The following is an 11,890-nucleotide window of genomic DNA, read 5'->3' as shown; positions in this document are numbered from 1 at the left end:
AAAGAAGGAAGAAAGAAGAAGGAAGAAGGAAAAAATAGCTATCCGTGTACCGATGACTTGTGCGTCTTGCTTTTGGGAATTGCCTGCAAATTGGTAATTGGTGATTACTGATTTTTAGGCGCTATTCGCTATTAGTTGTCACCGATTACGGATTACACATTACCAAATTTATCTTGGAGAACCGCCGCCTCGGCTTGACTGACAAAATCGTGAACGAGGGCGCGGTACTCCTTCAACGTTTCAGATACCCAATCTCGATCCTCACTGTTGGCGAAGATATGAACCGTCGGTTCACTAGCATCGGGTAAAACTAATACCCAATTGTCGTCGCTGTAGTTAAAAATCTTCACTCCATCTAATAATTCTAAACGATCGGGCGAATGAGTTTCTACTAAATGTCGCATCAGCGAACCCTTGATAGTCCAAGGACAGCGGACGCTGTAACTGCGGTGGGTGATGCGGGGAAGCTCCGCCTTGATCTGTCCGAGCGATCGCTCCTGAATCGTCATCATTTCTATCACTTTAGCAATGCAGAACATTCCGTCAAATCCGGGATGCAACTGCGGGAAAATAAAACCCATAAGGCCGCTGCCGCCCAAAACCACATTCGGGTTCCTGTTAGCGGCTTCCATCAAAGCAGTTGGGTTCGCCTTCGTGCGGATTACCTTGCTTTGATAGCGTCGGGCGATCGCCTCCACCGCAGAAGACGCATGAACCGGCACTACTACTGTACCTTTGGGATGAGAAGTTAGCATCAAATTTACCATCAACGCCGTCAGCATTTCCCCACGAATCGCTATCCCAGACTCATCTACCAAAATGAGCTGTTCGCCGTTAGCCGATACCTGCACTCCAAAATTAGCGCTGAGTGCTTTCACCACCCGGCCGAGTTGGTCGAGCAAATATTCCCGTTCCCCGTTGCTTAGAGAAGTCTGTTTGAGACTGGCATTGAGAACCACCGCATCGCAGCCGAACTTGGCAAGCATTTGGGGCAGAATTGCTCCAGAAACCGCGTAAACGTAATCGATTACCACCTTAGAATTGCTGTAGCGTATTGCCTCAACATTCATCTGCCGCTCAAAAATGCGGTTGTAAACATCGAGAGCTTGGTTAAAGTACGTCATCTCTCCAATTTCGGGAATTAGAGCTCGCCGCAAATCTTCCTTAAAATAAGCCCCCTCGATTTTTTTCTCAGCTCCTTTAGTAATATTGATGCCTTTGATATCGAAGAATTCAATTAAAATGTGGTCGGAGCGATCGGGCGAAATGCGAACGTGAATGCCGCCAGCAATCGACAGCGTAGACGAAACCGTGCGCGCGATCGGAATTGCCGTCGATTCCAAATTGATCACATTAATTCCCACCGACATCAAACCCGCAATCAAAGACCTCGAAACCATCCGCGAAATGCTCCGCTGGTCACGAGAAACCGATACCGAAGTCCCAGGTTTCAAAGTCGAGCCATAAGCCGCGCCCAATTTCACTGCAAATTCCGGGGTAACATCCACATTTGCCAGTCCTTGAACGCCACGCTGACCGAACAAATTCCGCTTAGCTTGTTCTCCCCAAATTAAATTTTGATTTAACAGAGCGCCGGATTCAATATTTTTGCTCGGCCAGACGCGCACGCTTGGCCCCACTTGTGCTTCTTCTCCCACGATGGACATTGAACCGACGACAGCACCTTCGAGGACGTGAGCGCGCCTGTCTACGCGCGTGCTCCGGCAAATCACGCACGCCCTAAGATGAGCGTCTTCGCCGACAATTGCTCCGTTCCAGACGATGGGACGTTTGAGGTTTGCGTCCGCCCCGACAGTCACGTTATCTCCGATCACTGTACCGGCATCGATTTTAACTCGGGCTCCAATCCGACAATTGCTGCCGATCATCGTCGGTACTTCGACGATCGCGCTATCGTCAATAAAAGTATTCTGACCTACCCAAAGTCCCGATCGAACTTCGTTGTAGTAGCTCAAATCCAGTTTGACCTTTCCCCGCAGCGCGTCGTACTGAGATTCCCGGTAAACATCTAGCTGGCCGACATCGCACCAGTAACCCTCGGCGATGTAGCCGTACATCGGCTCGTTTTTTTCCAGTAGCAGGGGAAACAAGTCTTTCGAGAAGTCGCACTCCTGATTTACCGGCAGGTAATCCAAGACTTCGGGTTCTAAAATATAAATGCCGGTATTGATAGTATCGGAGAAAATTTCGCTGCTAGAAGGCTTTTCCAGAAAGCGACTGATGCGGTAATTTTCCTCAGTAATCACGACCCCGAATTCCATCGGGTTGGGAACGCGAGTTAAAATTAACGTGGCTTTGGATTGCTGGCTACGGTGAAATTTGATCGCTGCCGTCAAGTCGAAGTCTGTGATGCTGTCGCCGCTGATGACCAGAAAAGTGCGATCGAGCAATTCAGCAATATTTTTGACGCAACCAGCCGTACCCAGCGGTTGGTCTTCCTCCACAGCGTAAGTCATTTGAACGCCAAACTCTGTCCCGTCAGTAAAATATTCGCGCATGACATCGGGAAGGTAGTGCAGCGTCGCAATAATTTCCGTAATCTGATGCCTTTTTAGCAAATTAATAATGTGTTCTGCGATCGGGCGATTGAGAATCGGCACCATCGGTTTGGGCAAATCGCAGGTCAAGGGTCTGAGCCTCGTTCCCGACCCCCCAGCCATTAGCACTGCACGCATAAAATCCTCCTTGCTTAGAAAGCTCTCTACCGTCATTGTCCGCTAGAAAAAGTTTGCCTGCTGTAATTCGTGGGCCACCAGCAATCAGTTCTTACTTAAATATCTTCGAGTAGTGACACGTCTGGGAAATCCCGTTCGGCCTGGCCGTCCCCCAACAGCAACCGATTTCAACCGAATTAGAACTTGCGACATTGCACCTATCCCCCGGTCGAGCTCGGATTGGTAGGGGATGTTGGATAATACCAGTTAAAAAAAAGAATGCAACTGTAGGCCCGTGCTCCAAACCCTTATATCATCAGCCATTCCCAATTCTTGAATTCTTCACTTATTCAATCTTATAAGTCCTCAGAACCATCGACTTTTGGCAGAAGTCCCTTCTTGCTTGCTCGGTGAAAGCTATTTCGGGGGTGTTATTTTTAAGTTTGTCGCCAGCGGGCATTTTGCAGTCTCTTTCTGAAGGTGGAATTACTACAGCTATCGGTGCGCCTTGGCGTCTGATAAATGATAGATTAAGGGTAGCGCTTTGACTAGCTGACCCAAAATCCTATCCATTGCTTAGGGGTTTTTTAAATGAGTACGTTAATTAGCTTGGCATTGCTGATCGCCTACGGTGGCGGTATTTGGAAATTTTGGAATGGTTTCGATCGCACTAACTTCGACAGAAGTTTTACAAATCGCCTGAAGCTCGCGCTGCTCTGGCCGGCGTTAATTTTTAATAAGCCTTACCGCCAAAACTTTACAAAAGCTCTCAAAGCTTCTAAAAGGTAATTCAAGAATGTCTAAAAAGTCCGATCGCCCAGTAGCGGGTCAGGAGCAGACTTGGTTTGCTAAAGGAAAATCAGATAGCTGGCAAGTTTTACTGTCGCAAGTCGCTTCTCGATTTGATCGCGAATACCGGGGAGAAGCTTTCGCTTTACCCGAAGAAGTCGAAGCAATGCCGATTTTCCTAGAATCTGTTGCAGGAACTCTCCAAGCAAAAACAGTTTCTCCCTTTTGGAAAATTGCCAAACCTCAAAAAAATCAGCGCTGTTTAGACATTGGCTGCGGAGTCAGCTTTCTCATCTACCCTTGGCGGGATTGGGAGGCATATTTTTACGGTCAAGAAATCAGCAGCGCAGCGCGAGACGCCTTAAACGCTCGCGGCCCTCAGCTCAATTCTAAGCTGTTCAAAGGTGTAGAATGGGCTCCCGCTCACCTGTTAAATTACGAGGAGGCTCAGTTCGATTTATGCCTCGCTACAGGCTTTAGCTGTTACTATCCTATAGACTATTGGAGTATTGTCATGGGAGAAGTAAAGCGGGTATTAAAACCGGGTGGTCATTTTGTTTTTGATGTCCTCAACCCCAATGCTCCTTTAGCAGAAGATTGGGCAATTTTGGAAACTTATCGAGCCGGGGAAGTATTTTTAGAGACAATAGAAGATTGGGAGAAAATGATTAAAGCTGCGGGCGCTAAGGTAGTAAAAAAGCAAAGTGGCGACTTATTTCAAATGTATAAAGTTCAATACAATTGAGAGGTTAAGGGGAATAGGTAATTAGCTTTTTACTCAAAAATTCAATCATCCAAACCCTGGCCTGACCGACGACAAACAACTTCATTCTTAGAAGTTGATAAAGTAGGGTAAGTCAGCAAGTACAAATTAGTTTGAAAAGCAACAAATATTCAAGCTGACGCACCCTACTAACTACTAACTCACAATAGTGAAGCAAGCAGATTGGATATTACCTATTCCCATAGCGGATTGCCAATTACCGACGCCCAATTAATTTTCGGTAGCCGCAGGAGATGGCGTTGCTTCCGGCGATGGTGACGGCGACACTTCGGCAGCAGGAGATGGCGCTGCTTCCGGGGCAGGAGATGGCGACACTTCGGGCTGCGGGGACTCTTCGGCAGCAGGAGATGGTGCAGCTTCGGGCTGCGGAGACTCTTCGGCGGCAGGAGATGGCGCTGCTTCGGCGGGCTGCGGAGACTCTTCGGCCGGTTGCGGTTGAGGAGAAGGCGACTGTTCCGCGGCTGGTTTCGGTTCAGGCGAGGGCGACGGTTGAGCTGTGGGCTTGGGTGCGGGCGACGACGGTTGGGCCCCTGGCTGCGGTTTGTTTGAGGGGGCCGGCGGCTTCTCAAACTGCGGTTTCACTTCTGTAGGCGCTGGGGAGGGCGGCTGGCCTGTTGGTCTGCTGGGCGCTGTGGGGGCGGGCGCTGGCTGCTGCTGGCCTGGTGGGTTGGGCCTGGTTGGGGTGACAGGAATGCCACTGCAAACTTTTTCGTCGTACTTAAACTCGACAGCCAGTTGGTAAAGCTTGTGCGTGCTGGCTGCTTCAAATGTTAGAGAAGGGCTAATAATCGCAATTTTAGCCGCATTATCGAGAATACCGTAACCCGTGGGGACGATCGGCTGAGGCTCTGCCTTGAGCAAGCCTTGAGGGCTGACAACTGCTCCAAAAACTGCAGTTCCTTGGAGTTTTTGCGAGCAAGCTGTTACGGGATAAGGGACATTCACAGGAGTCGATCCCGTCATTTGCAAGTCAGGATAAGCCTTTTGGAATCTGTCAAACAAAGCACGATAGTTAGTTACAAACGCAGTTTGCTGTGCCCCTGTGTCGGTGGATGAGTTTGAACCGGGTTGTCCGAGCTGTCCTAGCTGTCGCTGTCCTTCTTCAAATTGTTGCCTCCTGATTCTTTCTTCGGGAGTTTCTGCGATGAGATTCCTTTTATTGGGATCTTTTTGAGTCAATTTTGGTACTCCATCGGGCCCCACATTCCTGCCGGCAATTGGGAATTCTGGGGTAAAGACTGGAGCTCCGTCTGGAAATAGTGGAAGTCCGCCTCTACTGGCTATGATCTTTTTGAGCGCCTCTGCTTCATCTTCCGAGCCGCCGCCGGGAAACTGCGGCGCTTCTGGCAGCGATGGTGGTGGCGGGATATTGCGATCAAAATTACCTGGTAAGGGAGGGAAAAGGAAACCGCTGGGAGGTACGGGTGGGACGAAAGTGGGTATTGGCTGGGAGGGGGCTCTGACTGTTGGGGATGGAGTCTTGGGAGGTGGCGGGGCTGTTGGGGCCGTGAAGGGCGGGAGAGGGGAAGGAGGCAGAGGGGAAAAGAATCCAGGAGGTGGCATTCCCGGCGGCATGGCGGGCAAGTTGATGGTATCAGGTGGGGGGGGCAAGGGCGGAGCTAACTTTGGCCCTGGTCGAAGAGGAACTGGTGCGATCGAAAATGGCGTAAATCGCGTATTAGACGGTTTCGGTGGTATGGTTTGTGGCAGGCGGCCGGCTTCTGCGGGAGTTAGTTCTACTAAGCCGACAGAACCGGGGATATTTTTTGAGGAATTTCCACCATAAAGTATGTTTGAGAGCGTCGGGGCGGTTGCTCCGAGGACTCCGTGCAGGCCCACAGAAGCTAGGGCTGCCCACCAAAAAGGCTGGCGCAGCGGTTCGGAAAGGGTGTTTGCTAGGGAGGAAGAGTCAGTCATTTAAATTTTAGATTTTAGATTTTAGATTGGGGGATTGGGATATGGTTAGATTTTAGATTGGGGGATTGGGATATGGTTAGATTTTAGATTTTAGATTGGGGGATTGGGGGATTGAGTGATTGGGGGATTGGTAATTTATATTGTTGTGGTTGTGATTGAGTGTGAATTCGTTTTAATGAGGAGAGGTTGGGGAATTCAAAGGTATAATTGTAGCACGGTCGGTATCGAAATTGCGTGATCGACTTTTATTGAGATTTCGCGACCCTCACATCCAGCACTCAAGCCGAGAAACCGGGTTGAGTGCTGGTTCAACGCTTGTATAGCAGCCGCTAATAGGGTGAGGACGTTGTTAATTGCTGAAACCATTGTTTTTCTTGCCTACTGCCTTTGGCCGAATCCTATACGCGGTTTCTCAGATATTGTTGAGAATGGTGAGCGGGGCGTCAGGCGGGCCGGACTGAGGCGAGCAAAAAACAGACTGCGCCGCTGCTATACCGTCTTTTTCCGGGATCTGGATCGCCCCTAATTTATTAAACACGATCGAGCAAACGGATGGACCCCTGTTTCCAATTCGGTTACACAACCGGATTCATCCGTGGCAGTAATGACTCAATCCAAAATCCAAAATCCAAAATCCAAAATCGATGGATTCACCAGCGATAGCGGTAATTTTTAAAAGGAGCTCCCTCAATGGTGAGCAAGTCGATGGGATAAATTGGAGCGCCGCTTGCCATGTATTGAAACATTTCCCGAACTTCCTCTCCCCGCAACGACAACTGGTCTAATTCCTTGAGAGAATACCAGCCCGCGCACAAAGTATGCTCATCCGGCTTACTCTTGGGTGGCGTCTTATCTTGTGGACGAGCCACAAAAATGACTCGGAGGCGCACATTGCCCCTAGGCATCACTGTGTGCTCTACCCGGAGAATTCCCTCAACGATGATGGAAATGCCCGCTTCTTCGAGGGTATTACGCATAGCAGCTTCGAGCAAAGTTTCCCCTTTTTCCACTCGCCCTGCTGGGAGATACCACTGCTGCTCGTACTTGCGCTCTTGTACCAGTAGAAAACGGTCTTCTAAGTGAACGACAACTAGGGTAAAATACCATGTTTGAATCGGCTCGCGAGCCATAGAAGTAGATATTCCCTAAGCAAAAGGTTTAACGAGCGGCAGATGTTAGCAATCCAAAGGATGCTTCGGCAAGTGTCTTTGAACTTGAAAAACAGATCGTAGCACTCCGGCCGCAAAATCTAAAATTTAAAATCTAAAATCTAAAATTGACAATGCCATTACCAACCGTGATTTTACCAGGATATTTTGCTGCTGCTTCCGACTATCGCGAATTAGAAAAGTCTCTGGTCGATCGAGGTTTCCCAACAGTAACAGTGCCTCTGGGCAAGGGAGATTGGTTGCCGACTTTTGGCGGGCGGTCGATGGTGCCTATTTTGCGACAGCTCGATCGCACTGTCAAACAAATGTTACAGCAATACGGCGTTCCCCAGATCAATCTCGTCGCTCATTCCGCCGGCGGCTGGATTTCTCGCATCTATTTGGGCGAAAAGCCTTACACGATTCACGGCGACGTGCTTGAGGACGCGGGTTTGTGGGAAGCTCACCCTTATGTAAATACTTTAATCACTTTAGGCACGCCGCACGTCTCTCAAGAGCGCTGGACGCGCAAAAATCTAGATTTTGTCAAAATTCACTATCCGGGGGCTTTTCACCCGCAGGTGCGCTACGTGTGCGCTGCTGGGAAGGCTGTTTTTGGCAAGCGTGGTTTAGGGACTTGGCTGGCTTATAAAAGTTACGAGTTGACTGTGGGGAAGGGCGAAACTTGGGGAGATGGAATTACGCCGGTGGAAGCTGCTGTTTTGGATGGAGCCGAAAATCTGGTGTTGGAGGGGGTTTGGCATTCGCCTCGTTCTCCGGGGAATTGGTACGGTTCGCCGGAGGTTTTGCCAACTTGGATTGGGTATTTGTGTTAGAAACGAACCGCGAAGACGCGAAGGACGCGAAGGAAGAAGGAGAAGAAAATACAAGGAGCGGCTTTTTTTTAAATCTAGATCGGAATGGAGTAAACTCCTAGGGAACTCGCCCTTGCGATGCGATGTTTACTTAAATTTTTATCGCTAACTGAATAGAATAGATTGAAAAAATATTTTATGTGGCATTATCGGTAAGATTCAGAAGTCACGGCGAACAACACAATCAAATTAGAGGTTGGCTGGGGTGGAATTGGGCGACAATGCTACTGTGTGCTTGGATGCAGATAAGGAACCTCAGCCGGATGGTTTGTGGAGAATTGATGCGGGAGGTCGATAGCCAATTAGGGATGATGATTATGTGCGATCAGTATGCGTAGAATCATCGCAGTGTTTGGTATTTGGTGCGAGGGGCGATCGCCCTTTATTGACTATTTGAGGCGATTACTCTGGCGGTTCACTATCGAGAGGGGCTTGACGGCGGTGACGAATATGTAATATCGCAATGGTATCGCCCTCCACCACAAACAGAATCCGATAGGTTCTTCTTTTACCAACCCAAAGTTGTCGAATTTCCCGACCAATGATCGCAGCTTCGGGGGCAACTGAGCAACGGTAAGGAAACTGTTGCAGGGATGCGATCGCATCTTGGAGGTCGTAGTACCACTGATTTGCGGCATCAGCACTCAGATAATCGCACATCCAACGGTAGGCGTTTTCAATTTCTTGAAAGGCGGGTGGTTGGATTATGACTTGATAACTCATAGACGAGGAGGGATGTTGAACTGCTGCTGTAGCGCTGTCATGGCTCTCTCGGCTGGAATACCTTCTCCTCGATCAAAGCTTTCGAGTCCTTTGCGGATGCCGATGATGGCTTCGAGGTAGTCGATGCGCTCTAGCAGTTGTTCGTAGGTATTAAGTTGGGGGTTTGGAGTGGATTTTAGCGATCGTACCAAGCTAAGAATATCTGCGAGCAGTTCGTCAGGGGTGCTATCGATTTCTTGGATGAGGAGTTCTTTGATGGTCATCGCGGCATCTGGTAGAGAATTGATACTTTGATTATAACGAGTGTCGATCGCCCCTTATTGACCTCGACCCGGTTTACTATCGGCAAAACCTAAACCTTCGGAGTATAAGAAAGTGGCGATCTCACTCCGTAGAATAATCGCAGTGTTTGGTATTTGGTGCGAGGGGCGATCGATCTTTTTTCACTCAAGCATCGCTTTCCGTCTAATCCTCGCATTATCATAGTAGAAATAGAATAAGATTGTGAACGGTCAACAAATGGCACAAATTACCACAACTGAATTACCTCAAACCCTCCAGACTCTATTTATAGAGGTCGAACGTACCAAAACCCCTTTAACCGTCATCCATGAAGGAAAAGCATTAGTGGTTATTTATCCTGCGACCACCCAATATCTACGCCCCACCTTTGGTGCCATGAAAGGAAGCGGTGAAATATTAGGAGATTTAATTGCTCCTGTCGCCGAACAGTGGGAAGTTTTAGAATGAAACTTTTACTCGATACCCGCATTTAGCTAGCGATCGCACTAAACTGTTGCTTGAACAAGCATATCCTCTACCTGCCTAATTTGCTTCCAATCAATTACTGCAACCCAAAGACTTTCCTCTTCTGAATATTGCACTACGCCATCGACTTCTAACTCTTCGTCATACAATGCTAGCAATTGACCATCTTGCAACTTAATATTTTGGTGACTCAAATCTTCAATCGTACCCACGCAATTTAGGCGAAGGCGACCCTGCTCATCCGCATTATGAAAATCTGCAAAGATTCTGGGAAATTTCATATTTTCACTTTACTTAGGATGATTGTTGTGATGGATTAGGAATCGTTGGTGTCAGCAGCAGACTTGCTTGTTCTGGTGTTAAGCCAGTTAATGTTGCATGATTTGGACTTCGGCCAGAAGTACGGATGACATCTCTATCGGACGATCGAACCTCACCCACTGTCGTCACACCAACTTGTCCATGAGGGATTGTCACTGCTAACTCTGCTACAGATAATCCTACTGCACATTCTACAGAAATTCCCGTGATGCCGCTGGGGTGAGTTGCCGTGCTGCGTTTAATATCTTCAGGACGATTGCGACCGCCACGAACTACTAAAGCCTCGTTTGGAATTTTTTCCACAAGTGTAGGCTGTTTGATTTAAGTACGCGCTATACTTTAGCAGAAATCTTTGTCCATAGGGCGATCGATCTTTTGTTTAACTCAAGCATCGCACTCTGTACAATCATCGCCGTATGTGGTATTTGGTGCGAGGGGCGATCGCTCTTTATGATTGGTGAGGCTATCGCTCTCGGTGCAATCAGCGCACTTTGAAATGGTGGAAATGGATAAGATTGTGAGTGAAAAAAGAGGTTGGGTGACACCAACGTCAACCCAACCTACAAAAAAAGGCGATCGCACTAATGGAGAGCAGCAATCACACTTATTCCTTTTATACTAGGCGGACATATTCACGTAGTTGGGAACGTAGACCTTGAGTAATCATTGGAAAATTATTGATTTCTTGAATGATAGAACTCTCAGATATGCCACTCTTCTTAAGCTCCTGAACTACAGCCTTTGCTAAAGTGTCAACCCCAACCTTTGCAATCATGCTTGAAACGCCTGCAATCAAGGTGAGAGCAAGTGCGCCACCAATCATGCCAAAAGGACCACCTAAAAAAGCTAACGAAGTTGTAATTGCTACGGCTCCTGCATAAGAAGAGGTTGCAACAAGCCCAACTAAGACTAAACCAGCAACTCCTAGACCAGCTAACTTATTGACTATCTCATCCATAATAATTAAGTGCTCCGCTAAACTTCAGATTAATTAGACCTTCAAAGTCAAACTGAACTAACTATCTTTACCCTTTACCTCCAAACAGTTTATATATTCCGTATCCAACAGCAGCCGCCGCAGCAACAGGTGCAGCAGCAACTATGGCAGTACCAGCAATTGCGCCTCCCCCGACAACGCCACCGATACCAGCAAGGGTGCCCATAATTGCAGCACCAGAAGCACCGCCAGCTACCGTTACAGCACCAGCACCAGCTAAACCAGCAACAGCCCCAATGTTTGTAGCTGTTCTTGCCACTGCACGAGCCTCATTCTCTTCCTCAGACAAGTTCGATTGCTCTTTGAACAAAGTTTCATTCATTATTTTTGCCCCAAGATAAGCTGGGCCTGCTGCTAATACCGCAGGAGCCGCCGCCATACCACCACCAACCACACCACCTGCTGCAGCTAAACCCGAAGTAATTCCTGCTCCTGAAGTTGCTGCAACAGTCAACCCTGTTGCAGCACTGGCAGCCGCACCTACCGCAGCACCAGTTTCTGCAACCGCTTTGACTGTTTTGACTGTATTTCCATTAATCCCCATATTTTTTTCTACAACATTTTCTACAACTTCTTCACCTGCTTTACTGGCAAAATCTTCCCAATTCATAAATCAATTTATCCTTTTAATACTTGATCCATTATCCTTAATAAATTCAAGGTTTGTCTAGCCCAAAAATGTTCTATTTTGCTGCCACTTCTTCCTCGGTTTTACTTTAACTTTAATCTAAGTTTGTACAACAATGTACGAAAATGTACGAAAATGTGGGCAGTTGTGAGCTACAATACACAAAACTCTCGCATCTCCCTGCCAGATCATTGGTGACAAGTTAAGACTGTAAGTCTTTTGTCAAGAGGCTTTTAGAGAATTGTTGAAAAAAAACTGGTCAGAC

14 protein-coding genes are annotated in these 11,890 nt (G+C 48.0%); 5 read left to right on the top strand and 9 right to left on the bottom strand.

Annotated features, from left to right (window positions below; translation table 11 throughout):
* Positions 1–152: 152 nt before the first annotated feature.
* Positions 153–2,696, bottom strand: a complete 2,544-nt coding sequence (locus QT979_RS22625) for a mannose-1-phosphate guanyltransferase (RefSeq protein WP_333311754.1) — start codon at positions 2,694–2,696, stop codon at positions 153–155.
* A 570-nt stretch (positions 2,697–3,266) separates the two neighbouring features.
* On the opposite strand from QT979_RS22625, the gene QT979_RS22620 reads away from it, so the two are divergent.
* Both QT979_RS22620 and QT979_RS22615 read left to right on the top strand, forming a co-directional pair.
* A complete protein-coding gene (locus tag QT979_RS22620; RefSeq protein WP_333208830.1) occupies positions 3,267–3,464 on the top strand; it encodes a hypothetical protein in 198 nt (65 codons plus the stop codon).
* 7 nt (positions 3,465–3,471) lie between these two features.
* The gene (locus tag QT979_RS22615; RefSeq protein WP_333311753.1) at positions 3,472–4,209 is read left to right on the top strand and encodes a class I SAM-dependent methyltransferase; all 738 of its coding nucleotides are present in this window, start codon (positions 3,472–3,474) and stop codon (positions 4,207–4,209) included.
* 249 nt (positions 4,210–4,458) lie between these two features.
* On the opposite strand, the gene QT979_RS22610 is transcribed toward QT979_RS22615, so the two are convergent.
* Positions 4,459–6,165 carry a hypothetical protein gene (locus QT979_RS22610; protein WP_333311752.1) on the bottom strand — a complete coding sequence of 569 codons (1,707 nt, stop codon included), beginning with the start codon at positions 6,163–6,165 and terminating at the stop codon, positions 4,459–4,461.
* Positions 6,166–6,815: 650 nt separating this feature from the next.
* Positions 6,816–7,295, bottom strand: a complete 480-nt coding sequence (locus QT979_RS22605; protein ID WP_006633478.1) for an NUDIX domain-containing protein — start codon at positions 7,293–7,295, stop codon at positions 6,816–6,818.
* 152 nt (positions 7,296–7,447) lie between these two features.
* On the opposite strand from QT979_RS22605, the gene QT979_RS22600 reads away from it, so the two are divergent.
* Together QT979_RS22600 and QT979_RS22595 are read left to right on the top strand one after the other, a co-directional pair.
* On the top strand, positions 7,448–8,149 hold the full coding sequence (locus QT979_RS22600) for a lipase (protein ID WP_333311751.1): 702 nt from the start codon (positions 7,448–7,450) through the stop codon (positions 8,147–8,149).
* Positions 8,150–8,328: 179 nt separating this feature from the next.
* Entirely contained in the window at positions 8,329–8,526 is a 198-nt protein-coding gene (locus QT979_RS22595; RefSeq protein WP_333311750.1) for a hypothetical protein, read from the top strand.
* Between the two features lie 64 nt (positions 8,527–8,590).
* Here QT979_RS22595 and QT979_RS22590 read toward each other — a convergent pair whose 3' ends face one another.
* Positions 8,591–8,911: a type II toxin-antitoxin system RelE/ParE family toxin gene (locus tag QT979_RS22590; protein ID WP_333311749.1), complete on the bottom strand. Its 321-nt coding sequence runs from the start codon at positions 8,909–8,911 to the stop codon at positions 8,591–8,593.
* The gene (locus tag QT979_RS22585) at positions 8,908–9,174 is read right to left on the bottom strand and encodes a hypothetical protein (RefSeq protein ID WP_333162363.1); all 267 of its coding nucleotides are present in this window, start codon (positions 9,172–9,174) and stop codon (positions 8,908–8,910) included. The genes QT979_RS22590 and QT979_RS22585 overlap by 4 nt, the downstream gene beginning before the upstream one ends.
* 241 nt (positions 9,175–9,415) lie before the next feature.
* On the opposite strand from QT979_RS22585, the gene QT979_RS22580 reads away from it, so the two are divergent.
* Positions 9,416–9,661, top strand: coding sequence for a type II toxin-antitoxin system Phd/YefM family antitoxin (locus tag QT979_RS22580; protein ID WP_333311748.1), 246 nt, complete (start codon positions 9,416–9,418; stop codon positions 9,659–9,661).
* A 38-nt stretch (positions 9,662–9,699) separates the two neighbouring features.
* Here the strand turns inward: QT979_RS22580 and QT979_RS22575 are convergent, their stop codons facing one another.
* The 4 genes from QT979_RS22575 to QT979_RS22560 form a co-directional block, all read right to left on the bottom strand.
* Positions 9,700–9,960 (bottom strand): hypothetical protein, encoded by a 261-nt coding sequence (locus tag QT979_RS22575; RefSeq protein WP_333311747.1) that lies wholly within the window; start codon positions 9,958–9,960, stop codon positions 9,700–9,702.
* Between the two features lie 13 nt (positions 9,961–9,973).
* Positions 9,974–10,303, bottom strand: a complete 330-nt coding sequence (locus tag QT979_RS22570) for a flavoredoxin (RefSeq protein ID WP_333311746.1) — start codon at positions 10,301–10,303, stop codon at positions 9,974–9,976.
* A 310-nt stretch (positions 10,304–10,613) separates the two neighbouring features.
* A complete protein-coding gene (locus QT979_RS22565) occupies positions 10,614–10,958 on the bottom strand; it encodes a hypothetical protein (RefSeq protein ID WP_333311745.1) in 345 nt (114 codons plus the stop codon).
* Between the two features lie 67 nt (positions 10,959–11,025).
* Entirely contained in the window at positions 11,026–11,607 is a 582-nt protein-coding gene (locus QT979_RS22560; RefSeq protein ID WP_333311744.1) for an RNA polymerase subunit sigma-24, read from the bottom strand.
* Positions 11,608–11,890: the final 283 nt, after the last annotated feature.

Source organism: Microcoleus sp. w2-18bC1, assembly GCF_036700365.1.
Lineage (GTDB): Bacteria > Cyanobacteriota > Cyanobacteriia > Cyanobacteriales > Microcoleaceae > Microcoleus.
This window is presented reverse-complemented; position numbering and strand designations above follow the sequence as displayed.

Bases quoted from the DNA above. Each gene is read 5' to 3' on its own strand.
- QT979_RS22625 (WP_333311754.1), bottom strand. From the start codon at position 2,696: ATGCGTGCAGTGCTAATGGCTGGGGGGTCGGGAACGAGGCTCAGACCC.
- QT979_RS22620 (WP_333208830.1), top strand. From the start codon at position 3,267: ATGAGTACGTTAATTAGCTTGGCATTGCTGATCGCCTACGGTGGCGGT.
- QT979_RS22615 (WP_333311753.1), top strand. From the start codon at position 3,472: ATGTCTAAAAAGTCCGATCGCCCAGTAGCGGGTCAGGAGCAGACTTGG.
- QT979_RS22610 (WP_333311752.1), bottom strand. From the start codon at position 6,165: ATGACTGACTCTTCCTCCCTAGCAAACACCCTTTCCGAACCGCTGCGC.
- QT979_RS22605 (WP_006633478.1), bottom strand. From the start codon at position 7,295: ATGGCTCGCGAGCCGATTCAAACATGGTATTTTACCCTAGTTGTCGTT.
- QT979_RS22600 (WP_333311751.1), top strand. From the start codon at position 7,448: ATGCCATTACCAACCGTGATTTTACCAGGATATTTTGCTGCTGCTTCC.
- QT979_RS22590 (WP_333311749.1), bottom strand. From the start codon at position 8,911: ATGAGTTATCAAGTCATAATCCAACCACCCGCCTTTCAAGAAATTGAA.
- QT979_RS22585 (WP_333162363.1), bottom strand. From the start codon at position 9,174: ATGACCATCAAAGAACTCCTCATCCAAGAAATCGATAGCACCCCTGAC.
- QT979_RS22575 (WP_333311747.1), bottom strand. From the start codon at position 9,960: ATGAAATTTCCCAGAATCTTTGCAGATTTTCATAATGCGGATGAGCAG.
- QT979_RS22565 (WP_333311745.1), bottom strand. From the start codon at position 10,958: ATGGATGAGATAGTCAATAAGTTAGCTGGTCTAGGAGTTGCTGGTTTA.
- QT979_RS22560 (WP_333311744.1), bottom strand. From the start codon at position 11,607: ATGAATTGGGAAGATTTTGCCAGTAAAGCAGGTGAAGAAGTTGTAGAA.